At 67.9% G+C, this 21,996-nt stretch carries 21 protein-coding genes, 1 tRNA gene and 2 pseudogenes; 10 read left to right on the forward strand and 14 right to left on the reverse strand.

What is annotated here, in order from left to right; genetic code table 11:
• A pseudogene (locus M2302_RS22255) lies at nucleotides 1–357 on the forward strand (IS110 family transposase); the annotation flags it as partial.
• A gap of 31 nt (nucleotides 358–388) precedes the next feature.
• Here M2302_RS22255 and M2302_RS22260 read toward each other — a convergent pair.
• Nucleotides 389–1,015, reverse strand: coding sequence for a hypothetical protein (locus M2302_RS22260; protein ID WP_280839790.1), 627 nt, complete (start codon nucleotides 1,013–1,015; stop codon nucleotides 389–391).
• Nucleotides 1,016–1,224: 209 nt separating this feature from the next.
• Between M2302_RS22260 and M2302_RS22265 the strand changes: the two genes are divergently transcribed.
• A complete protein-coding gene (locus tag M2302_RS22265) occupies nucleotides 1,225–1,617 on the forward strand; it encodes a hypothetical protein (RefSeq protein ID WP_280839791.1) in 393 nt (130 codons plus the stop codon).
• Here the strand turns inward: M2302_RS22265 and M2302_RS22270 are convergent.
• Nucleotides 1,596–2,492 carry a hypothetical protein gene (locus M2302_RS22270; RefSeq protein ID WP_280839792.1) on the reverse strand — a complete coding sequence of 299 codons (897 nt, stop codon included), beginning with the start codon at nucleotides 2,490–2,492 and terminating at the stop codon, nucleotides 1,596–1,598. The two genes, M2302_RS22265 and M2302_RS22270, sit on opposite strands and share 22 nt — an antisense overlap.
• A gap of 536 nt (nucleotides 2,493–3,028) precedes the next feature.
• Between M2302_RS22270 and M2302_RS22275 the strand changes: the two are divergent.
• A pseudogene (locus M2302_RS22275) lies at nucleotides 3,029–3,181 on the forward strand (cell division protein DivIVA); the annotation flags it as partial.
• 272 nt (nucleotides 3,182–3,453) lie between these two features.
• Here M2302_RS22275 and M2302_RS22280 read toward each other — a convergent pair.
• Entirely contained in the window at nucleotides 3,454–3,648 is a 195-nt protein-coding gene (locus tag M2302_RS22280) for a hypothetical protein (RefSeq protein ID WP_280839793.1), read from the reverse strand.
• Between the two features lie 79 nt (nucleotides 3,649–3,727).
• On the opposite strand from M2302_RS22280, the gene M2302_RS22285 reads away from it, so the two are divergent.
• Nucleotides 3,728–4,390 (forward strand): hypothetical protein, encoded by a 663-nt coding sequence (locus tag M2302_RS22285; RefSeq protein WP_280839794.1) that lies wholly within the window; start codon nucleotides 3,728–3,730, stop codon nucleotides 4,388–4,390.
• Nucleotides 4,391–5,202: 812 nt separating this feature from the next.
• On the opposite strand, the gene M2302_RS22290 is transcribed toward M2302_RS22285, so the two are convergent.
• The 4 genes from M2302_RS22290 to M2302_RS22305 form a co-directional block, all read right to left on the reverse strand.
• Complete coding sequence (locus M2302_RS22290) at nucleotides 5,203–6,003, reverse strand: helix-turn-helix domain-containing protein (protein ID WP_280839795.1); 801 nt, start codon at nucleotides 6,001–6,003, stop codon at nucleotides 5,203–5,205.
• A gap of 623 nt (nucleotides 6,004–6,626) precedes the next feature.
• Nucleotides 6,627–6,709: transfer RNA gene (locus M2302_RS22295), tRNA-Lys, on the reverse strand.
• Nucleotides 6,710–7,018: 309 nt separating this feature from the next.
• On the reverse strand, nucleotides 7,019–7,942 hold the full coding sequence (locus tag M2302_RS22300; RefSeq protein ID WP_280839865.1) for a DUF2637 domain-containing protein: 924 nt from the start codon (nucleotides 7,940–7,942) through the stop codon (nucleotides 7,019–7,021).
• Nucleotides 7,943–8,317: 375 nt separating this feature from the next.
• Nucleotides 8,318–9,202 (reverse strand): replication-relaxation family protein, encoded by an 885-nt coding sequence (locus M2302_RS22305; RefSeq protein ID WP_280839796.1) that lies wholly within the window; start codon nucleotides 9,200–9,202, stop codon nucleotides 8,318–8,320.
• A 1,005-nt stretch (nucleotides 9,203–10,207) separates the two neighbouring features.
• Between M2302_RS22305 and M2302_RS22310 the strand changes: the two genes are divergently transcribed.
• Nucleotides 10,208–10,867, forward strand: coding sequence for an HAD family hydrolase (locus M2302_RS22310; protein ID WP_280839797.1), 660 nt, complete (start codon nucleotides 10,208–10,210; stop codon nucleotides 10,865–10,867).
• Here M2302_RS22310 and M2302_RS22315 read toward each other — a convergent pair.
• The 3 genes from M2302_RS22315 to M2302_RS22325 all read right to left on the reverse strand — a co-directional run bounded on the left by M2302_RS22315 (nucleotide 10,864) and on the right by M2302_RS22325 (nucleotide 12,340).
• Nucleotides 10,864–11,454 (reverse strand): hypothetical protein, encoded by a 591-nt coding sequence (locus tag M2302_RS22315; RefSeq protein WP_280839798.1) that lies wholly within the window; start codon nucleotides 11,452–11,454, stop codon nucleotides 10,864–10,866. The genes M2302_RS22310 and M2302_RS22315 overlap by 4 nt on opposite strands.
• A gap of 338 nt (nucleotides 11,455–11,792) precedes the next feature.
• The gene (locus M2302_RS22320) at nucleotides 11,793–12,044 is read right to left on the reverse strand and encodes a hypothetical protein (protein WP_280839799.1); all 252 of its coding nucleotides are present in this window, start codon (nucleotides 12,042–12,044) and stop codon (nucleotides 11,793–11,795) included.
• Nucleotides 12,041–12,340, reverse strand: coding sequence for a DivIVA domain-containing protein (locus M2302_RS22325; RefSeq protein ID WP_280839800.1), 300 nt, complete (start codon nucleotides 12,338–12,340; stop codon nucleotides 12,041–12,043). Before M2302_RS22325 ends, M2302_RS22320 begins: the two co-directional genes overlap by 4 nt.
• Before the next feature lie 262 nt (nucleotides 12,341–12,602).
• On the opposite strand from M2302_RS22325, the gene M2302_RS22330 reads away from it, so the two are divergent.
• Nucleotides 12,603–13,493 (forward strand): helix-turn-helix transcriptional regulator, encoded by an 891-nt coding sequence (locus M2302_RS22330; RefSeq protein ID WP_280839801.1) that lies wholly within the window; start codon nucleotides 12,603–12,605, stop codon nucleotides 13,491–13,493.
• The gene (locus M2302_RS22335; RefSeq protein WP_280839802.1) at nucleotides 13,486–13,683 is read left to right on the forward strand and encodes a DUF397 domain-containing protein; all 198 of its coding nucleotides are present in this window, start codon (nucleotides 13,486–13,488) and stop codon (nucleotides 13,681–13,683) included. Before M2302_RS22330 ends, M2302_RS22335 begins: the two co-directional genes overlap by 8 nt.
• Nucleotides 13,684–14,187: 504 nt before the next feature.
• On the opposite strand, the gene M2302_RS22340 is transcribed toward M2302_RS22335, so the two are convergent.
• Entirely contained in the window at nucleotides 14,188–17,481 is a 3,294-nt protein-coding gene (locus M2302_RS22340; RefSeq protein ID WP_280839803.1) for a type ISP restriction/modification enzyme, read from the reverse strand.
• 486 nt (nucleotides 17,482–17,967) lie between these two features.
• Between M2302_RS22340 and M2302_RS22345 the strand changes: the two genes are divergently transcribed.
• On the forward strand, nucleotides 17,968–18,159 hold the full coding sequence (locus M2302_RS22345; protein ID WP_280839804.1) for a hypothetical protein: 192 nt from the start codon (nucleotides 17,968–17,970) through the stop codon (nucleotides 18,157–18,159).
• Nucleotides 18,160–18,174: 15 nt separating this feature from the next.
• Nucleotides 18,175–18,399, forward strand: a complete 225-nt coding sequence (locus M2302_RS22350) for a DUF397 domain-containing protein (protein WP_280839805.1) — start codon at nucleotides 18,175–18,177, stop codon at nucleotides 18,397–18,399.
• Here the strand turns inward: M2302_RS22350 and M2302_RS22355 are convergent.
• Entirely contained in the window at nucleotides 18,389–18,718 is a 330-nt protein-coding gene (locus M2302_RS22355; protein WP_280839806.1) for a hypothetical protein, read from the reverse strand. The two genes, M2302_RS22350 and M2302_RS22355, sit on opposite strands and share 11 nt — an antisense overlap.
• 141 nt (nucleotides 18,719–18,859) lie before the next feature.
• On the opposite strand from M2302_RS22355, the gene M2302_RS22360 reads away from it, so the two are divergent.
• Nucleotides 18,860–19,075 (forward strand): hypothetical protein, encoded by a 216-nt coding sequence (locus tag M2302_RS22360; protein WP_280839807.1) that lies wholly within the window; start codon nucleotides 18,860–18,862, stop codon nucleotides 19,073–19,075.
• Nucleotides 19,076–19,354: 279 nt separating this feature from the next.
• Here M2302_RS22360 and M2302_RS22365 read toward each other — a convergent pair whose 3' ends face one another.
• Both M2302_RS22365 and M2302_RS22370 read right to left on the reverse strand, forming a co-directional pair.
• Nucleotides 19,355–19,621 (reverse strand): hypothetical protein, encoded by a 267-nt coding sequence (locus tag M2302_RS22365; protein WP_280839808.1) that lies wholly within the window; start codon nucleotides 19,619–19,621, stop codon nucleotides 19,355–19,357.
• Nucleotides 19,622–19,727: 106 nt separating this feature from the next.
• Complete coding sequence (locus M2302_RS22370) at nucleotides 19,728–21,884, reverse strand: UvrD-helicase domain-containing protein (RefSeq protein WP_280839809.1); 2,157 nt, start codon at nucleotides 21,882–21,884, stop codon at nucleotides 19,728–19,730.
• Nucleotides 21,885–21,996 lie beyond the last annotated feature (112 nt).

The raw sequence follows: 21,996 nt of genomic DNA on the forward strand, positions 1-21,996 counted from the left end.
CAGAACCGGCACCGCCTCTCCAGAGCCGGGAACCGGCGCATCAACCGCGCGCTGCACATCATGGCCATTGTCCAGCTGCGCCGTGACACCGAAGGCCGCCGCTACTACCGGCGCAGACTGGCCGCGGGCAAAACCCCGATGGAGGCCCTACGGGCACTGAAACGGCGGCTGTCCGACATCGTCTACCGGCAGATGGTCGCCGACGCGAAGCTGGTCGGGACGGGTCCGGGAGGACACGTGGGGGCGACTCTGCAATCCAGCGCGGCCGACCCAAACCCCGAGATCGACACTTCGGAAAAGTCACTTCCCGGACCCGCCACACCCCAGCCTAGAACATCCCTCTTGATCATCACTTGACACAGAGGGGTGCCAGATGCGGATGCCCACTTCACCCCCATGAAACACGGCCTACCTGGTCAGCCAGATCGAATCGCGTACCGCAGTTCGGGCAGTGGACCCGGCCGAAGAGGTACGTGAAGGCAGTCGCCAACGAGTTCCGGCCCGCCTCGACGGCCTCAGCATGGATGCGAACGGCAAGATGGGAGGTAAGCCACGGCTCGATTGGGGAGTCCTCGGCCATCAGGTCCAGGCACAGTTCGTCCTCGCATTCGGGACATTGCACGTCGACTTCTCCGTCGATGACGAGGTCGGGTTCTTTGCCCCAGATCTCGTCGCCGTCGAAGCCGAGCACAGCCTGTTGCAGTAACACGAAGTCTCTGTCGGTGGACGCGCCCGGCAGGCACTCGACCGCGAGCCTACGCAACGTAGCGATCTCTTGGCTGTACGCGACGCGGTCCGCGTCGGTGGCATCCACCGCGATGAAGCCGGCGAGCGCCACCACCCCGTCCCGCCTCTCCGGCGCGAAGCTGGCGCAGGTTCGTGCCAGCCAGGGCAGCAACGCTCCGCTGGCAGGGTCAAACGTTCCCTGGTGACACGACTCGTCCCAGATCAGACTCCAGGCCGGAGAAGCTGGATCGGCCGCCGCGGAATCCAGAACTTCCGAAGAGAAGATCACCCGCGAAGCTTGGCACGCCCCGAAGACTGAAAGCACTTCTCTCTGCAGGCATAACACCCCTGGCAGCGGTCAAGCAGCGAGCAGAGGGTAGTGACGATCTCAGACACAGTGGCGCGCCGCCTGCGGCAGATCAGTGCGCGTCGGAGTCTCGGGCGCCTCACCGGACCGAGCTTCGCGGCTTTGGTTCGCCGCCGCTACCGTGGCTTGCCGTGGGCGTGCTCGTTGATTACTTCGCGGCGTCGAGCGTGGAGCTGGACCGTGTCGATCTTTCGGCGGGGCCGGCGGGCATCGGCTGGCCGTATGTGGGCTGCAAGGGGTGGATCGACGGGCTGGCCGGTCGGGTCGCGGAGTTGACTGGCCGGGATCCCAGCGAGTTCGGTGACGATGTCGTGATCTCCGCCGAAGCTGACGGACCGTGGCTGACGCGGGTGCGGCCGGAGGTCGGCCTGGCGTTGGCTGGCGTGTCCGACGAACGGTTGGCGGAGTACGCCGAGGAAGAGCTGCTGGACGAGCACGAAGCTGATCAGTATGCCCAGCTGCGGAACCTGGCACGGTCGGCAGGGGCCAACGATCGGGACCTCTACTGCTGGTCGTCGCTGTAGTTGACGAGCATCCAGAAGATCTGGTCTCGGACGTCCGGTGGCAGCCGCCGGCCGACCCAGCTTCGAGACACCAGGGCGTGCCCGTCGTTGTACTCGGTCGCGTCGTTGGCCCCGAACCGCAAGGACGACGCCGCCTCGGTCTTGATCTCCTCGTCCGGCCAATCGGCCATGGCGGCAAGCGCGGCCGCCACACGCTGATCAACCCGGTCCAGGACGGCGTAGTCGGGCAGGCCCGGAAATCTCTGGGCGTGAAGGTCGATGTGCTTGAACGCGACACCGAGCAGGTCTCCGCCGGTGAAGTCGTTACCAGTGAAGGCGTTGCGGTCTCGGCCGAGCACCGCGGTGTGCTCAGAGGGCGTACCCCAGAAGTTCACGTCTTGGATCTTGCCCCGGAAGGTGCACCCGACGAACTGCGCCTGGTGCGTAAAGGTCAAGCCGCGAAGGCGGGCGCCGTCAAAGGTGCAGCGCTCGAACCGGGCGTTGCCGAAGAAGGCTTGCGGAGGTATGCGGGTGCGGGCGAAGACGCACTCCCGGTACACAGTGGCCGGCCACGTCAGTCTGTCCCACCGCTCGCCGCCGTAGCCCGTAGCGCCGAATGAGACATGGTCGAACGCGGTCCGGGTGAAGTCGCAGCGCTCGAACATCGAGTCATGCGCCCCGAAGCTGGAAAACCTCAGCCCGGAGAAGTCGACATCAACGATCCGGGCGTGAGCAAAGCTGACATCGAGGTTGCCATCCGCTACCTCGAAACGCCCGCCGTTCAGCCCGCCCAGGGCCAGCCAGTACCGGCGCAGACCCGTCTGCGCCGCCGCTATTCGGAACGTTCCGCTCGCCACGCCACGCCGCCTCGCCATCACCTGCCGGCCGAGCACCATACCGCGATGACGGCAGTCTGCGTCTACGGGGACTCCATGAACACACTCATCTCGGCACGAGCGGGTGGCGCAGTCCGCCAGGCGACCGTGGCAGAAGGTAGCGCTCGGTCGGCGGCAGATCCGGATATTCGATTGTCCGCCACTGGGGACTTCGAGCTCGGCTGATCCAGCGCCCCTCTTGCGCCGGGACCTTCCGTCGGGGACCGACCCGGGTTGACTCGTTCGTCATGCTGGAACCCGGACGCCCCCACGCCCGCACCACCCGAGGAGGACCTATGCGCAAGCCGACCAAGACTGCCGCCGTCCTTTTCGGGCTCGGCGTCGGCGCCACGGTCGGTCCATCCCTCGGGCCGGCCGCCGTCTGGTCCGGCGTCGCGATCGCCGCGCTCGGCGTCGCGCTCTCCCTGGTCGGTACGACCGAGTCCGATCTCGTCGGGGATGGCCTGGTCGACCGCGACGAGGACGCCGGTGTGGCAGGCGACGGGACGACCACAGGAACCGCGGTCGCAGCGGAACGACGACGGCGGAACCGGCAGCGGCCAACCCTCAGCGGCCTGGGCACCCGGGTAGAACAGATCCTCAAACTTGCCGAGGAGCAGGCCAACGACCACCGCGCCGAGGCGCGGCTCGAAGCCGAGGGGATCGTAACCACCGCCCGACGGGAGGCGGAGGCGATCCTGAACCGGGCGCACGAACAGGCGGCCGGGATCACCGGCACCCGCCGGGATCTGTCTCCGGTACCGCCCACCCGGGTGCCGTCACCGGACGAAGATCCGAGCCCTCATGCCTGACGGAAGCGGAGCCGCCGGGCGGATCCCGATTGTCAGGCGGGCCGCCAAGACCGACCGGCGCAGCCGGATGATGAACGCCGTAAAGGATGCAGTCCGAGGGTTTCTGGAGTTGTCAAGACCGGACCAGCGGCACACCCTCTCATCGGCAGTTTCGGATGCCCGTTAACCCCTCAAGCTGCCAACGCACGACCTGCGGCAGAAGCGGATGCCTTCGCCGATTTCAGATCTTGCGTTCGGCTCCTGCGCTGCCACGCCGCCGACAGGCAGGCCTCGGCCTCGGAACCGAGGATCCGGTAGGCCGCCCCGAGAATCGCAGGTCGATGCGAGTCCCAGTGGGTCTCCGCCAACGTGTCGGTCAGCTCCACTCCCGAACTCCTGCACGCTCGGATCAGCGCATTCCACGCTTTGGTATACACATGCGGCGCTTCGTGGAAGGGAACCGCCGTGGGTTACGAGACCACGTTCACCGGCCAGGTGACGATCACTCCTCCGCTGAACCAGCACGAGATCGACTACCTGCTGGCGTTCGCCGAGACCAGGCACGAACCCCGGTCCACCGGCCCCTACGCCCTCGGCTACGGCGACGAGATCGAGGACGCCAGGGATCCAGACCCGAGCAAGCCCGGGTACTGGTGCAAGTGGGCGCCGACCGCCGACGGCACCGCGATCGCCTGGAACGAGCACGAGAAGTTCTACGATGCCGAATTCTGGATGGGGTACCTGGTGCACACCTTCCTGAAGCAGGACGCCACCGTCGCGCGCGAGCGGGTCGACCCGGTGCCCGGCCGGGTGTATCCGCCCGCGCTGGACAGGTTCACCTTCGACCACGTCGTCGACGGCGTCATCGAGGCCGAGGGCGAGTGGCCCGACGACCGCTGGCGTATCGAGGTGCGCGCCAACGCCGTCTACGTGGTCCGGCTGCTGACCGAACCGGACCACGCCGAGTACCCCCGCACCCACCGCGACGACTGGACCGACGAGCAGCGGGCCGACTTCGCCACGCGGACCCGGCACAATTTCGTGTACCTGGTGCGGGACGGGCGGTTGCACGAGGTGGGCCCGGCGGACGGGACGTCGTTCGACCCGATCCCGGCCGACATGGACTGAGCGCGGGCCCGGGGCGTCCGCGCGGGCAGGGCAGGGTTGCGTCGGCTGGTCAACGATGAACAGCTCGCCATGCTGCGGGTTCCGCAAGACCGCCGCCGGTCGCTCGGTGACGACCCACTCGGATGATTCCCAGCCGCGCCAGCTGCTGTTGAAGACCGAGCGTCACGGCGCATCGAGGCCCAGCGCGCACGGTCGGCGGCATTTGAGTGTCTTGATCTTGGTAGTCGGACAAACGCGCGAAGGGCCAAGCCGACCACCAATAAGGGGCAAGGTCAATTCTTGCGTGTCCGCAGGGACCCGGACGGCCGTAGGCGCCGACAATGAGGCGTTACATGAGGCCGCGCAGACGCGCCAACAAACCCCTACCAGGCGGTTGCTTCGGCGGTTGGTAGCCGGCTGCCGTGCATACCTCGTCCGCAGTCGGGTTGACGAGCCACCGATCGCCGACGTGGATGGTTGGTACGGTTTCGTTGCCGTCGGCAACGCGGCGGACCGCAGCAGCCGCATCGGTATCTCGCCAGATGTCGATCTCCCGGAACGGAAGCCCGCGTCGGCGCAACGCGCGACGCAGCCGGAAGCTATACGGACAGCGTGGGCGAGTGTAGAAAACAACCTCAGGGGTCATGCCCAGAATCGTAGGGATACTCAGCGTCGTCCAATGTCGGGAAAACGGACGGACGTTAGAAAGATCGTGATGGGTCGACACACTCAACTCGGCAGATGAGCGCGTCCGACGAGTCGCCGCCACCTGACGCCACTCCGAGTCTCCTCGGATCGACTCATGCTGGTCGGCGTCGGAACGTCCTTCTATTTCAGCCGGCGATCTCGATCAGTCGGCTGCGGTGCTCGTCCTCGCCCGGTACCCGCCAAAGCTGCTCATTCGGCCAGTGCCGATACAACATGTTCCTGTTGGTCGTGGCGATGAGCGCCCGCAGCGGCTCGCGGACCAGGCCGGCCAGCAACTGCTCCTCTCGTTCGGCGTCCTCGGCGACGACCAACACGGCCCCGACCGGCACCACCGGATCGGTACGCCGGTAGCCGGCCAGCAGCCCGCCCAGCCCGTACGTCCGCTTCTCGTGTTCGGCGACTACCTCGCCTACCGGGCCACGGTCGACGTGCACCAGGAACCGTAGGCACCGTCCATCCTCAAGCCAGACGCCATAGCCGTCGGCGCGCAGGTACGCCAGATCGTGCTGGCGCAGCCACGCCGAGGTGTCCATCGTCGCCAGCCACTGGAACAGCCCACACCGCCCCGGATTCCGCCGCGACACCTCGACCAGCGGCAGGAACAGCAGATCGTCCGACGCGCTCGGATGCCGCCGGCCCAGTTGCAGAGGCACCGGCCGCCCCGAGGCCGCCAAATCACGGCGGAGCCGCTCGGTCCCCTCGGCGGTCGCCTTGTACCACCAGGTGTGGGTACGGTCCTCCTCCGAGCGCTGCCGGCTCACCAGCCCCGCCTCGTGCAACCAGACCAGGTCCCGGTGAGCCGTCAGCCGCGACACGTCACAGACCAGGGCCACATCCATCGTCGACGCCAGAGCGTGCTGCGCCAGGAACGACAAGATCCGCCACCGCCGCGGCGACAACCGCAGCACGGCCGCGTCGTCACCCATCCTGTGATGATCCCTCCAGACACCGACAGCTGGACAGCCGGTTTCGCCGACCGGTAACGGAGGGTGGTCAGAGGAACCGCCTCGGGGCAGCGCAACCGAGATCACCGAGGCCGAGGACGAGCCTCTTGCGGGGCATCGGACGAAGCACTGGCGGGCTCTGCAAGCACCCCTCGTCTCCAAACCGGGGTTTTGGGGCCGATTTTGGAGATCACTGTTCAGAGAACCGGCCGAAGAGCTGAGGGCAAAAACAACGATGGAGGCAAACCGGACCGCGGCGAGTTGATCTTTAAGGCCAGAGTGCCCGCCTCGCACCACCCGCCATACAGCGGCCTCGCCAGCCCGGTGGAGGCTCACCGCCGCATCGGAGCCACCATCACGGTCGTCACCGAGGGTGACACCAGCAGTCCCGCGCCATCGACGCGCTACGGCAGCCCGCCCGGCGAGAACCACACGGCGGACTGCGGCCACATCAGAGCACGCCTCCATGACCACCGCACCGCGTCCACCGCCGGCCGGAACGGTCCCACCGCTCCCGATCACCCACCGAGCACCCAGCCATCGCCACGGACACGAAAAGGCTCCGGCCTGGTGGAGAACCACCAGGCCAGAGACTTGATCACCTGTGCGCCGCCAGGGACTCGAACCCCGAACCCGCGGATTAAGAGTCCGCTGGTGGCGTGGTCGTCGCATCCACGCTCACCTTCGCGTCGGGCTCAAGTGGCCGGCTGTCGACGGGCGGGGTGGGGTTGTCGAGCAGGAGGAGCTGGAGGAGGCCGGCGAGCGGGACGATGATGCGGTTGCCGGCGCGGATTAGGGGCGCGGGGAAGGCGTCGGTGGCGGCGAGCCGGTCGGCCTGGGATCGCCTGATCCCGAGAACGGAGGCGGCGGTGGCGAGGGTGGTGGTCACGCCGACGGCGCGGACGCGGCATGCCGGTCCACACCTCGCCGGAGACCGGCATGGCCGTGGTGTCGGTCGCGGCGCCGGAGGTCTGCTCGGTTGGGTTCACGGAGGGGCTCATGATCGGTGTTCTCCTGACCGTTCTGCGGATGTCTGGGGATTCGTGGGTTCCAGGGACGTGCTGCCAGGGGGAGTCCCCGGCCGTGCCGGTTTCTCGGCGTCCATCGGGCTGCTGTCCGCCGTTTGCTGCCGATGTGGCAGCGGTGGTGGTGCGGGGCTCGGAGCCGGTGGTGGCGGGTCGCGCTGCGCTCCGGGCGCCGAGGGCGTCTCGGCTTTGAGGATCTTGAGGAGTTCGGATAGGCGGGTGTTGGAGGCGGTGTGGCCCGTATGGCGGAGGGCTTCAGCAAGCACTGCCCGGGTAAGTGGGCGTCCGTCGGCGGCGAGCTGGTCGCGGACGTGTCGCGCTGCCGGGAGCAGCTCAGCCAGGTCGCGGGTGTGCGAGGCGGACCGTCCGCGGCCTGCTCTGCGGTGACGGCGGTCCGGTCCGCGAGGTGGGGAGCCGGCGTCCGGTGGGTGGACGGTCCGGACCGTGGACCGCTCCCCCGCCGTCCCGCCGGACCGGTTCTGGTCGGTCGGTCCAGCGTGATGTCCTGTCTGCGCGATCCGGTCCGGAACATGTTCTGTCGATCGGGATGTGGTGGTCGGGGTCGCGGTGCTGGCGTAGCCGAGGGCGATCTTGACCATGACGAGGAAGCCGAGCGCGGGCACGGCCGCGGCAATCCAGCCGATCGGTGACGGTTCGGCCTCGACGACCTGCGCCGCAAGGGACAGCGTGACCGCGCAGGCCAGCACACTCGCGGGGAACACCGTCGACGTGTGGGCGTGTTTGCGGCGGCGTAGTTCGAGGCCCGAGGCGATGGACATCAGCTCGAGGACGATCGCGTCGGCCCAGGCCAGCCATCCGGGTTGGCCGTGGGCGGCGGCGACGTTGTGGACGTGGGTGAAACTGGCCGCTCCAGCGGCTCCGCCGATGGCGAGCATGATCACGATCTGGACGCCGCCCTCGACGCGGCTGCCTCGCGGACCGGCGTCTGGGTCAGGTGCTGGTGAGGTCGTGGTGGACCACCTCCCCCGGCCGGACCGTGGCGGAGACTCGTCCGCCAGCGGAGCGACGTTCGACAAGCGGGTGGACGGTCCGGAAGCCGTCGTCGGGGACCGTGACGAAGACGGACCGGCCGCTCGTCGCGGATCGGACGCGGGACGATACCTCCACCCTGCCGCCGCCGGAACGGTCCGCCACTCTCACCCGTCTGTCAGTCACGGCCCACTTGACGCTGACAGAACATTGAGAGCGGACGCGTATTGCTGTCCGGCGAGCGGGCGAGGTACCTTCCGCGGCCGCTTCGCTGTCGCCGATCATGCCGCCGCCTCGTGGTCCCGGCTATCGGCGACGTAGCGGGAAAGGTCGACCATGCGCCGCCGCTGCCCTCCCCCGCCGGCCACGGCCCAGACCGCCTCAGCGGGACACAGACCCGCCGATGCGGCGTGGTCGCGGGCGCCGGTGGCGACCGGCACCGGTGGTGGTGTGTCGGCGAGCAGACGGCGCAGGTTGGCCTCCCGCGCGGCGGAGTGCAGCCAGAACAGCACAGGCCACACCCGCCCGATCGTGGCGAACAGCTCGCGGTAGCCGGCCAGTTTGCTGGTCAGCACTGCGAGCTGCTCGCCGCCGGTGTCGTACTCGACGAAGAACGGCACCATGACGTCGTTGTCCACCCAGAGGCCGTAGCCGTCCGGACGGACCCGCGGCTGGTAGGCGCGCACCAGGCCGGGATCCGCCCGCCGGGTTAACGCACCCGAACGTTGGCACGCCGCCTCCGACAACCACTCGACCAGGTCAGCGCCGGGGTGAGTGCGGGCGTAGCCGGCCAGGTCGGTGAAGAATCCGTTCACCCCGAGGCGGTGAGCCAAGCTCCGGCTTGAGGTCCAGCGTCGCCGCTCCGCCCGGGCGTGGTCGCGGCGGGGTGGCCGCTCGTCACGGGCGGCGGCGACGACCTCGGCGCCGAGCTGGTCGATGACGTAGTGGTACGGGTACGAGCCTCCGTCGGCGCGCTGTGGCCGGAACCGGGCGACCAGCCGCAACTGGTACAGGGTGCGCAGCCGGCGCTGGCAGAAGTCCAGCGACGAGAACAGGGCGCGGGCGATCTGGAACGAGGTAAGCACCCCGTGGTCGTACAGCCAGCCCAGCAGCACCCGGTCCCGGTCGGTCAGCTGCGACTGCACCCGCAGAACCGGATCATCCACCAGCCACCCCCTCCCCTCGATGCGGATGCCGCTCCCCAGGGGGAGAGACCCGAGACCAGGCAGGGTCTGTCGCAGGACAAGGCTCCAACGCTGACAGACGGGCTCAGCTGCGGTGTGAGACGGAATCTGGGGTCGGTTCGGGGGTCCGGCTGAAGACTGACGCCAACACCGACGTCAAGCCCGACCCCCGAACGTGGGTCAAGCCGGAATCTGTCACCGCCACCGAACACGGCGGCGGCCGAAGTTACTCGGGAGAACAACGGAACTCCTTTGTCGTGTCGAAGATGTGGTCGGCGCCGCGGTCGGCACCGGTCGGAGCGGCAGGCCCTGCCCCGTCGGGGCATACCGAGGCCGTGCGGCGGGCAGCTGATGCCGTGGCCACGCCGGTCTCGGCGGCCGGACGGCAAGCAGGTGTTGACCACTGTGGAGATGTCAGGAATCCGCCGTCCCAGTACCGGGACGGCAGTGCGGTTGAGATCAGCATCGGCCGCCGCAGCCGTGACCTGCACGGCCGTGTACGGGAGATGCTCGGACAATGGCGAATCGAGCCGGCAGGGGTCAGCCCCGGCTGGCCTGTGGACCCACACGGCCCGGGACAAGACGGCACCTACACGCCCAGACGCCGAAGCGCGGCGCCGCGGCGCACCGGCTCAACTCGCCGGGAGAAGATCCTTCATCGCGGTCCTCCTGTCGTTCCTTCGGCACCCGGTCGACGGGCCGCTCAAGTGCGGGCCACAACGACCGCGAGCGCCCCTACGGAGCGCCCACGCATCGACCGATATGGCCCGGCGAACGAGACCGCCGCACGGGGAACGTATATCCAGTACCGCTCGACCGCGGTGCCGCTGTCAAGGGCATTCATTCGCAACGGTCCAGCGTTCCAGTGATCCGGCCGGGCTTAGACCAGACGGTAAATCGGGAACACCGAGCCGCCGCTTGCATGGCAGTCGATCGGCGAGGAGCGTCGCCCCTGTTGATCGCTTTGCCCAGGAAACGCACAATCGCATGGTGATCGCGAGCGTGTTCTTCGATGTGGGCGAGACGATCGTCGACGAGTCCCGGGAGTACGGAACCTGGGCGGACTGGCTGGGCGTGCCTCGGCACACCTTTTCGGCCGTGTTCGGTGCGGTGATCGCTCGTGGCCTGGACTATCGGGAGACTTTCCAGGTCTTCCGACCTGGGTTCGATCTGGCCGAGGAGCGGGAGCGCAGGGCTGCCGCCGGCCAGCCGGAGCACTTCTCCGAGGAGGACCTGTACCCGGATGCTCGGCCGTGCCTGGCCGCGCTGCGTGAGTTGGGCGTGCAGGTCGGCTTGGCCGGTAACCAGACGGCGCGGGCCGAGACGATCCTGCGTGCCCTGGATCTGCCGGTGGACGTGATCGGCACATCGGACGGTTGGGGTGTGGAGAAGCCGTCGGCGGCGTTCTTCCAACGCGTTGTCGCAGAGGCGGGCTGCCCAGCCAATCAGGTGCTTTACGTCGGGGACCGGCTGGACAACGACATCCGGCCGGCGCAGCAGGCCGGAATCGCGACCGCGCTGGTGCGGCGCGGCCCATGGGGACACATCCTCGACGACAAAACCGTCAGCGAGCGCTGCCTGTTTCAGCTCGACTCGCTGGCTGAGCTGCCCGAGCTGGTACGCAAGCACAACGAGTCGGCGGCCTAGCTTCCTGGTAGGGCGGCTCGGCTCGCGGCGAGGGCGGCGATGCGTTCATCGAGCTGAGCGCCGTGCCGGCTGTCCCTGAGCACGGGCCGGACGGCCCTGACCCGATCCAGGCCGGTGCCATACCAGTCGGTGTTCAAGGCGTCCATTGCCTGGTTGAGGTAGTCGGCGGCGCGGTCGCCGTTGTCGCTGTGTGCGGAGGCGAGGACGACGCTGCGCTGCTTGGCGCCCGCCGCGGGCAGGCCGGCGAGGGCCTCCGTGAGCTGTTTAGTGGCCTCGGCGTGGTCGCCGGACGCGAGGGCGGCGTAGCCGGCAAAGGAGTGCAGCCGCCCGGCGTCGTAGAAGTCGAGCCATTCTGGTGGGGTGGTTTCGGTGCCGATCGCCGTGGCGAGGTCGATCTGGTGGCGGCTGGCCGTTCCGGCTCCGGCGCGGGCTTCGACTTCCGACGCGACGCAGTGCAGCCAGGAGCGGACGGCGGGGCTGACGCCGTGCCACGTGTGCTGCAGGGCGGCGTCGACGCTCCAGCCACCCGACCTGGTCGAGATGAGGACGTTGGCGGCGGCCGAAGCATCCTGGCGCGGTGGGGTCACGCTCCGATCTCGATGTGGCGATGCCTGCCATTCGCGCCAGCACCCGCCACACCTGCTCATGAGGCCAGTGGCGATACAACGACTTCCTCGTGGTCGTTGCGACAGTGTCCCGCAACGGCCCGCAGGCCAGGTCGGCCAGGAGTTGCTCTTCCCTCTCGGCGTCCTGATCGATCATCAGGACCGACCGACGCTTGCGGGCCGGCAACCTGGCTGCCCGGATACGTCTCTCACCGCCGTGCCCCCTCACGGGCGGCCACCCCGCGTGCAGACACGCGGCGAGGAACTACACATGCGTCCACGAGTCCGCCGGGGCCCGCTCGTTTTAAACCGCCCGTTGCTCAGCGGCGCAAGCGGCGGGAGCAGGCACCGTCGTGGTCGGCGCGGAGCAGACAGCGCCGACCACCGGGCATCAGCAGGTCGCAGAAGACCCGGTGACGGACGTTCTGTTGGTCCTCGGCCGAGACGGTGGTTTCCCCCGGGTCGGTCTGCGGCAGCACCACCAGCCAGCGGCCGATCACCCGCGCGAGGCGCTGCGCGGCGGGCAGGTCGGTGGTGACGACCGGCAGGTGGATGACGTACCGCTGGCTCATGCCTCAGGCCCCCGGCCGGTGCGGGCGCGGGCCTGCTCGGACTGCCAGCGGCGCAGCGCGTCCTTGATGACGGCGGTCTCCCGCCGACTCGCGGCCAGCGCTGCGTAGACGGCGGCCATGTCGTTGGCGACCCGCTCGAGATAGGAGTAAACGTCGGCGGGCTCCAAGCCGCGGCGCCCGAGCCCGACCAGTTTGAAGCGGCGCTCGCGCACCTGCCATGGCAGCACGGGGCTGTACGCGGAGGAGCGGTAGGTGCCGCCACCTTCCGCGGCTGGCCGCTGGTTACGGGCGCTCATCGGGTGCCTGCCTCTCTCGCGGTTGGAAGGGGTGGGCCCACCCGCCCTCCCCGCACGTACGGACCCACCCCGCCCTGCCACCGCAGCTTCGATCAGCGGTACGGCACCAGGGCTTGGTAGTCATCCTGTGACGGCCCGAAGTGGAGACGCAACGTTCCACAGCAGAATTCTTGTGAGAAGCATTGACTTTTTTTAACGATACCGGTAGCTGTTACATGGCTGCGTTGCACACTGTTGCACCTTGGAATCAAGGAGTGCTCGGGTGACAGAGGACGTCGGATCGACCGTGCCACGTCGACAGCTTGGGCGGCTGCTGCGCCAGTTCCGCACCGAGGCGGGGGTGACGCTGGACGCCGCCGCGGAGGCGCTGGAATACAGCCGGCAGAAGATCTGGCGCATCGAGAGCGGCCTGGGGCCGGTGCGGGTGCTTGACGTCAAGGCAATGTGCGAGCTGTACCACGTGTCACCGGAGATGACCGAGGCGATGCGGGGGCTAGCCGCCGAGACAAAGTCCAAGGGGTGGTGGCACGCGTACGGGGACGCGGTGCCGAGTTGGTTCGAGCTGTACGTCGGCTTGGAATCCGCCGCCGCCCACCTTCGACAATACGAAGAAACCTTGATTCCCGGACTGCTCCAGACTCGGCAGTACGCGCTCGGGCTCGCCCGACTCGACCGCCCCGCAGTCAGCGAGGAGAAGCGCGAGCGGGCGGTCGAGGTGCGGTTGCAACGTCAGGGTCTGCTCTCGCGCCGGCTGCCGCAACCGCCCCAGCTAGACGCGATGCTGTCGGAGGCCGTGCTGCGTCGGACCGTTGGCGGCCGAGGAGTAATGATCGGGCAGCTCACCCGACTGCTGGAAGCCACCGAACTTCCGAACGTCACGGTGCGGGTACTGCCGTTCTCCGTCGGCCCACACTCCGGCGCGGTCGCCGGATCCTTCGTGGTCCTCGACTTCCCGGCGACGAAGGGAGGCCGGGCTGCGCCGGAGCCGTCGGTGGCCTATAGCGAGTCTCTGACCGGCGCGCTGTACCTGGACAAGCCCGACGAGCTGGCCGCCTACCAGGGCGCCTGGAAAAGCTTGGATGCGCTGGCACTCGATGAGGCACAATCGACCGACATGATCAAGAGGATCATCGGAGAGCAGCGGCATGACTGACCTGACCGGCGCCATGTGGCGCAAGAGCACCCGCAGTGGCGGCAACGGCGGCAACTGCGTAGAGGTCGCCGACAACTTCCCCGGCATCGTCGCCGTACGCGACTCCAAGGACGATGGTGGACCTGCATTGGTCTTCGCGTCCGGGGCTTGGCAACATTTCGTCATCGCCGTCAAGAGCCAACCCCGTTAGTCCCACTCCGGCTCGCCGTGGGCCGAACCCGCCGTGACCCGGAGATCGTCGAAATAATTTACTACAGGGCGCGTCCCGATCGGCCCACACGTATTTCAATTCATTGAGGACAATCGACGGCTGGCGAACGTGCCGGTGCCGTCCCACCGCTGCGCGATGAGCTGAGCCTCCGTCGTCGCCGACCGGCCCGCACCGCTGCCCAGGAAGCCCGCCAGCCGAGGTCAGCACGTGCCGAGGCTCGGCCAGGCCGTTGCGCACTACCAGATGCCGGCCGGGCTCGTCGAGCTCGCCAATTGCGCTGCGGTAAACACGGCTACCTCGGCCTGTAGCGTGCGGGCCAGGATCGCCGTGCCACTCCCCGCGCGAACTCATCGATCAGCGACCCGCCGGTCGAGGTGGCCGTCCTCCCAGCGCTCATCCACAGGACATAAGCATCGGCTCCCGGCGCCCGGCTTCAGCCGGGTCCGCTGGGCAGAGAAGGCCGCTGGTCCACAGACCGGCGGCTCAGAACAGGGTGAGATCGGAGGTTCGGTCGATGATCCGCCTCGCGTCGGCAGGCACGGGAAGCACTGCGGCTTCCTCCAAATCTTCCACTGTGATCATCGGTCCCGTCACGATCCGGTCGAGGAGGTCTACCTGCTGCCTCTCTAGTTCCACGCACCCTTCGAGCACGGCCACGAGATCGCGTAGCTCCTCGGTCATCGACCGCGTCCAACGCTCGGCGTTGATCTCGTCGAGTGGTGAACCGCCGCGACGCCCGGCCGGATCACGTTTCCGATAGTCGAACCAGTGCTTGACGACCTTCATGCCGGAGACCTCGTATGTCGCAGCTGCACGGCTGACCGGCGCGATCCGGGCTCCGCCCACCACCAGGACGCCCGTATCGTCGAGGTAGTCGACCTCGGCAGGCATGTCGTCCAAGCCGCCGACCACAGACCCGATCACCCCGGGTCGGTGCGACATCGGCTGGCCGAGCGGTCGGCCTGCACAAGCGTCAGCGAACCGTTGTCCGTACGTATGCAGCCAAATCACCCGCCTACCCAACGCGACCGCCTCCTGCCACAGCGAAGGGGCGGCGGTGAGTGGCACCCGGACACCCGGTTGGCGGAGCTCGGCGAAGAACCGACGGGTGTAGCCGGGGTGGGCGAGGAGCGCAGCGACGTACGCCATCACGTCCTGATCGGCGACCTCGCATTCGAGGCGGCGCCGCAGGAGCCCCGTGAGGCCAGGTGCCACGTTGGTTGCCGATCCGCTCGAGCGGTACAGCGGAATTACCCGACCGCCATGGCTGCCCTTGTAGTGGTCGGAGTCAGGTACGTAAGCGCTGAAAACCACCGCGGGCCCGTTCGTTAGAGGTTGCCGAAGCTGTGTGACCGCGAAGACCTGCTGGGGTCCGGCGATCCTCCAAACGTCGGGCCGCGGGCGATCGACGACCCGCTGATCGAAGATCAGATACTGCCGGTCGAAGCTGCGGAAGCCCATGCGTCCGATTCGCGGATTGGTCGAGGTTTCCTCGACGAGGGGAAGCGAGGCGGGTCCGCCCGGCAGCGAGGGCATGGCCTTGTCGACTGTCCGATCAATCGTCTCCTTCAACAGCATCCGTTTGTTGGCCGCGTCGGCGTCGATGAGCCTGCGCCAGCGTCGGGCCAGGACGTCTGGATCCGGGCAATGCACCCAATTCCGATTACACTTAACGCCCAGCGAGGTGTATGGCAGCAAATCGTCGATTGACGGAAACTGCGTCCAGGAGCCAGGTTGGATCGGCCGAAAGGATGCTGTCCATCCGCTGGGACAGTCCCGCCATCGCGAATCCACAAGTCGGACTGAACCCAGTCCGGCGAACTTCTCCGCCCGGGTGCCGGGAATAGCCACGTACTGAATGATCGCGGGCGTCTCCGGATCCGGCGTCGACCGGCGGGCGAAGATCCCGATACAGACCGGGTGCTGCACCCCGGGGAACACCCGGGTTTGGGTGTCCGCCTGGTGGCCCTCCATGGAAAGGTCGATGATCCAACCGCGGTCAGCGTGCCGTCGAAGGTACCGGCGCATCCCGGCGAAGCCGGGACCATTCAGGTAGCCGTGCGTGGTGATGAAGGCGACGACGCCCGCGGGCTGGTCGGGAGTCGATTCGAACGCCTTCCACAGTGCCCATCGCCAGAAGTAGACCGCCATGTCATGGAGCTTGTGGTCGAACCGCCCGTTGCCGGACATCCGGAAGTCGTCAAGCAGGGGCCTCTGGCCGCGGTTGGCCGCGAGAACCCACTTACCAAAGGCCTTCGCCCTAGTCCGGTACGGCGGGTTACCGATGACGACCGTGACGTCCCTGTCCACCTTCACCGTGTTGGCGTCGCTCCGGGACTTGGCCAGGGGCGCGTACAGGCGCGCGCGGACCGCGAATGGAGCCTTGTACGGGTCGTCCAGGGTGTCCGCCACGTAGAGACGGAAGTCCTCGTCCTTGGCCTGCGACCGATGGGCTTCCAATGCCTGATCGAGCTTCAGCTCGGCGACCGCGAAGGGACCGATCTGACGCTCGAAACCGATGAGCCGGGGCAGCAGCTCCCGGAGAGAAGCCGGCACGTCCCCACGTTCGGCGGTGACTGTCTCGGCGACCCTGTCCAGCACACTCTGCAGGAATGTGCCGGTGCCCATCGCCGGATCGAGCACCACGACGCTGTCGTCGGCCAGCCCGCGGCCGACGCCGAGCTCTATCTGAAGCACCTCGTCGACGAAGCGCGCCATGAAGTCCGAGACGGCCGCCGGCGTGTAGTAGGCGCCCATCTGGCGCCGAATCCTGGGGTCGTACGTGTCGAGGAACTCCTCGTACAGCCAGTGGTACGTACCCGCTGCCGGCCACTTCGCCCAGTCGGCCGCGCCGATGACGCGGCGCATGGTCTGGAGCACGATGCTGCGCTCTTCGATGCTTCGGCCGCGGTCGTGCCGCGCGGTGAGGATGGAAAGCGCTCGCCCGACCAGCAGGTGCCTCTTGGCCAGCTTCTCGCCGATGTCGTGGATTTCCAGACCCTCGAAGATGACTCCTTCGCGACGCGCGAGGAGCAGACCAAAGGTGATGGTCTGGGCGTAGGCGTCGACGAACTCGTCCTCGGTGAGGTCGGGGAAGAGCCATTCCTGCCAGTCGGCCAGGTGTTCCGAGAACAGTGGTTTCGAGACGCCGACGCTCTCCCGCGCCAGCTCGTGCTTGACCTCGTCACGCAGCAGTTGACATAGGCCTGCCGAGACCTTGATCAGGTCCCGCAGGCTGCGCGGTGGAGTTGGCTTCCAGTATAAGAAGTCTTTGATCACAGTCGTCAATGTGCTGTCAGCCGGGCGCAGACTCGCACCTGAACGCGTCAGGTCGCCATCCAGCGTGGCGGTCTCGCCCGCCTGAACGCCGTAATGGTAGACAGCCCACCTCGACCCGTCGGTGTACAGCACGTTCGGTAGGTTCCTGAGCCGCTCCCACTGCGCGCGGTCGCGCCTGTCTCCCCAGCGAGGGCCGCCGGGCACTCCCTTGCCCGGCGCCTTGAGCTCGACCACACCGACTCTCGCGCCCGCGACGTCGATGGCGAGGTCCGGCCGGATGCCGAGCGCCTTGTCGGGTGCCTCACGGTGTGCGAGCAGCTCCAACTTCAAGATCTTTGCCATGTCACGCAGGAGGAGTTCCACGGCAACCGAGATGTTCGCCTCGGCCTGGCCCACACCAGCGCGTAGCAGCGGGGCGACAGAACGACCGAACCTGGAGACGGCCTGCACAACCTCGTAGGGGACCTGGCCAGCGGATCCATCCGACATGCGCGCCATGACACACACCTTCCGCCAGTCAAACAGGGATCAGCGGGTGGGCAAGAAAGGGCGTGGCCTCACTTAGGGTCGTCGGTCGATTGCCTTGCGTTCCAGACAGGATCCACCAGATGGTCAGCAACCTCAATAGATCGCTCAGCCATCCATCCTCGACTTTCTCGACACCGTGTGAATACTGGAATCCAGATCCAAGGTGCAGCCGGCGTTGACGACCGGAGGCGATCTTGGCCGAGGCTGCGTCGCGCTCAGCGATGCCGCTTCCGTCACCCCTAAGACAGGACACGACGTGTGTGTCTTGCCTGACGACCGTCGGCCAGGAGATGCATTCACCCAATCTCGCCGTCGCCCCTGGCTGCCGTCCGAGCCGTGACAAGCTCCATGTCGCCCTCCGGGGCGCCTCCCAGTTCGTCGACCGAGCGCCCTGGGCTCACACCCTGCTCCTAGGCGATTTGCGCGATCGCCATCGGCTCGGTCGCCGGGTCGTTCGTGATCCTGGACTTCCCCGTCACGAAAGGCGGCCGGGCCCAGCCCGAACCATCCGTCGCCTACAGCGAGTCGCTGACCGGGGCGCTGTATCTCGACAAGCCGGACAAGCTGACGGCCTACAGATCGACGTGGAAGAGCCTGGAACGCTGGCTCACGATGAAGCACAATCGACGGACACGATCAAGAGGGTGATCGGGGAGATGCGGCATGACTGACCTGAGCAGCGCCATCTGGCGCAAGAGCAGCCGCAGCGGCGGCAACGGCGGCAACTGCGTCGAGGTCGCCACCAACCTCCCCGGCATCGTCGCCGCACGCGACTCGAAGGACCGGGCCGGTCCCGCACTCAGCTTCACACCGTCCGCCTGGGCCGCGTTCGCAGCCGCGGCCCCCACCGGCGGCGTCATACTCCGGCAGTTGCTGTCTACTTCTTGAAGCGGCCGGTCACGTCTCGGCCGTCGGGCAGGACGTCCGCGAGCCGGATCCTGACACCGGCCCGGACGACCTCGGTGCCGGCCCCGAACGAGGCCGGCATCCGCCATGTACGCCAGACTCGCAGCGGCACCGCCGCATCCCGCTTCTGCCGCTTGAGGATCGCCTCGGCGGCGATCACGTCGGCGTGCCGGCCTTCGGCGACCTCCACCAGCTCGGCACCCGCCAGCAGGTGCTGCCGTACCCGACGTGCGCCGCCGACCCCGAACTTCAGCAAGCCACGATGCCGGACCAAATACAGCAGGTAGGACGTGTCCCGCAACGCGGCGAACGATCGGTCGCCCTGCTCGGGCGGACACTCCGTACACGCGTCGCCGAGCCTCTGCCATGATCCGCACCGGATGTGAATACCCCAGGTTCCGTGGGACGAGATTCCCCGCTTCTCGCCGTACCACGGGAGCCCGTGGACGTCACCAACCAGGTCGGTCCAGCCGTCGCGGCCGCGCCGGTCGAGCTCCTCGCCGAGAGCGACTGCGGCCTGGAACTCGGCGGCGGCACGCACGGGGACGGCGGCGGTGTCGGTGAGGCCAGCGAATCGGCGAACCTGGTCGGCGAGAGCCGGCTCGTGCGTCAGCCGGGACAGCAACTGCTCGCCGGAGGCAAGGGCCAGGCCGGATGAGCGCTCGTCCAGGCAGACGTGGCACCGGGTCCGCCAGCCGCTACGGCAGACCCGGTGGCTGCCGCAGTACCGGCACTGGTGGATGTTGATGCCGCTGTGCGCCGGTAGGTAATCGAGCGGTTCCATCTGGTCGGCGGCCAAGGCTGCGCACGGGCGACAGTGGACGAACCACGCGATGTCCGGACCGCGGTGGCGCGAGTTCGCACGGCCGTAGACGTGATCGCCGCAGTTGACGCAGGCGAACTCCGTAGGACTACTCGCGCTTCTCACTCGACTCGGTCATTCATCTGAATCGACGCGATCACGGATGCCGCGCCGGTTGGCACCGGCGGCGATTGCCTGCGGGGTGCCGCGTCGACCACCTTCCTCCCACGACACCTGACTGTAGTCGTCCCATCGCTTGTCGAGCTGGGCTGGCACAGCTTGCTCGTCCGGAGTGACGGTGAAGTCGCAGCCGATCGTCTCCATGTGCATCCAGATCGCGTTCACGATGTCTGCGTACCGCTCCTCGCTCACCCCGCCAAGGCGGATTGTGATCTCCCGCATCTGATCCCTTCCTGGTGATCACTGGGTCCTTCTCCTTCGAGTCCGACCCGGCGTCCCTTGCCTTGATGCCTCAGTGCTACAGCTACGACGAACCGGCATGCACGAATCACCTGGACTGGCCCCCGGGGACGAACGACAGGAACTGGCTGGGCGGCCCACTCCACGACACGTGCAGGGCCTCCCGGGCCCGCGTGCTCGCAACGAAGAGGAGGCACCGTTCCCTGAGCATGTCGCTCTCGTGCTGCAGCTGATCGACCTCGCTCGGTGTGACCTCCTTGGCGAAGGGAACCGCCCGTGCCGTGGCGCCCACCACCGCAACGCAGCGAAACTCCAGGCCCTTCATCGCGTGCATCGTGGCGAGCCGCACCCCATTGACGTCCGCGCCGGGCTGGTCCCGCACCCGCACCGCCGGGATCCCAGCCTCGGTCAGCTCATCCTGAACGCTGCTGAGCACCGTGTTGAACCGCGCGCAGACCGCGACCTCGCTCGGCTGGACGCCCTGTTCCAGCCACTCCCCTACCCGCTTGACGAGCGCCGCGACCTCGGCCTGGGGTGTCGGATAGCCCTGCGCGTGCGGCCGCTTGCCGTGCAGCAGCGACCGATAGCCTGTGAGGCTGTCCTCGCCCTCGCCAGTGAGGTCCTCGACCCGCGACCCGACCAGCACACCCGTGGACCAGGACAGGATTTCCTCGGTGCTGCGGTAGTTGATGCGCAACCGGCTGCTGCGCCCCGCGACGGAGATGCCGAGGGAGCTGAGCGACACCCGGGAGTCGTAGATCCGTTGGTGCGGGTCACCGGTGATGAACAGATCGTCGGGGCCGACCGCCACCGCGGCGCGCAGCACCCGCCACTGAGCAGGATGGAGGTCCTGCGCCTCGTCCACCACCACGTGGTCGAAACCGTTGACGCCGAGGTCGGCCTCCCCGAGCAGTTGCGCGGCTCGCGCGCACACCTGAAGGTGGGTGATGGTGCCGGCCGCCGCCAGCTCGGCGGAGAACATCTCCACCGCCTCCCACACCCGGTCCCGCTGTCGCGGGCCCAGCGCCGACCCTCTCCCCCGCCGGCTGACCTCGCGGTACTCCTCACGGTTGCGCACGTCGTGGGCGAGGACGACGTGCCGGTACTCCTGGGCGAGGAACTGCTCGGTCCAGGGCAGCGTCAGCCGCCGGCACACCCGTCGCCAGACCTGCCGCTCGTCGGCATCGCCGATCGGAGTGGGCACCCGGCCGGCGATGGTGCGCACGGCACGGTTGGCGAAGGCATTGACCGTGGTCACCTCCACCCGCGCCAACTGCTGCTCGTCGCCGAGGAGCAGCGCCAGGTTCTCCCGCAGGGCGGCGGCCAAGGCATTGGTGTACGTGGTGAGCAGCACCCGGCCGCCGGCCGAGCGGGACAGCAGGTGCTTGACCCGGTGCAGGGCGACCACCGTCTTGCCCGTTCCCGGACCACCCGTCACCTGCGCCGGCCCCTTGTACGAGACCCGGTAGGCGATCCGCCGCTGCGACGGGTGGAGGAACACCCGCCAGGCGGCGAACGGCTTGTCGAGGATCTCGGCCAGCTCGTCGGGCCGAGTCACCAGCATGATGCGGCTGGTGGTGTTGGCGATCGCCGCCGCCAGGCTCCCGCTCGGCTCCAGCGTCGCGGCAGCCGGCCGGCGTTCGGCGACGAGGTCGCGGTAGACGTCATCCGGGGAGAAGTCCTCGGCGAGGTACTGCAAAACCTCGAACTGGTCCTCGGGTAGCAGCGTGCCGAATGCTTCGAGCTGGGGCTTGTCGATGATCGTGCGGACGGCCCGCAACACCTGATCGTCGATGCCGAGGTGGCGCAGCACCGTATCGGAGTGGCGGGCGAACAGCAGTGTCGGTGCCTGCGCCGCCGCCTTCTCCAGGGCTGGCGTGAGCTGCTCGAGGGCGACGACGTTGCGGACCTCCAGTGCCCGCGTCGCCGTGTTGACCGTGTAGAGGCGCTTCGCCGCCCACGTGTACGCGCCGTCGTGCCGGACGACGTTCAGCAGGAGAAAGGTGTCGCTGCCGTCGTCCGGCGCCAGCACGACTCCACGCCAGAAGTCGTTGATGCGGATGGTCCGCATCCTCGGGTCGCGGGCATTGTTCACCGACTCCAGGTGCAGACCCTTGTCGGCGTACAGTTCGGCGATGGTGAGCTGCTGGAACTTCGCCATCGCCTTGCGTACGCCGGCCTTGACCGGCTTTTCCAGGACGTCGAAGCTCTCCCAGAAGGTGTTGGCGAAGGCGAGCTGAGGCACGGGCGAACCTCCAGGGGTGGGGAGTCGACGGCGGGGGCACTACCGGCCACGGCAGCTGGGCCGGTTCCCACGGCACCCCAGGTCCGGGGCCGCGGAACCGTAAGTGTCGGTG

This window comes from Micromonospora sp. A200 (assembly GCF_029893845.1).
In the GTDB taxonomy this organism is placed as follows: Bacteria; Actinomycetota; Actinomycetes; order Mycobacteriales; family Micromonosporaceae; genus Micromonospora; species Micromonospora purpureochromogenes.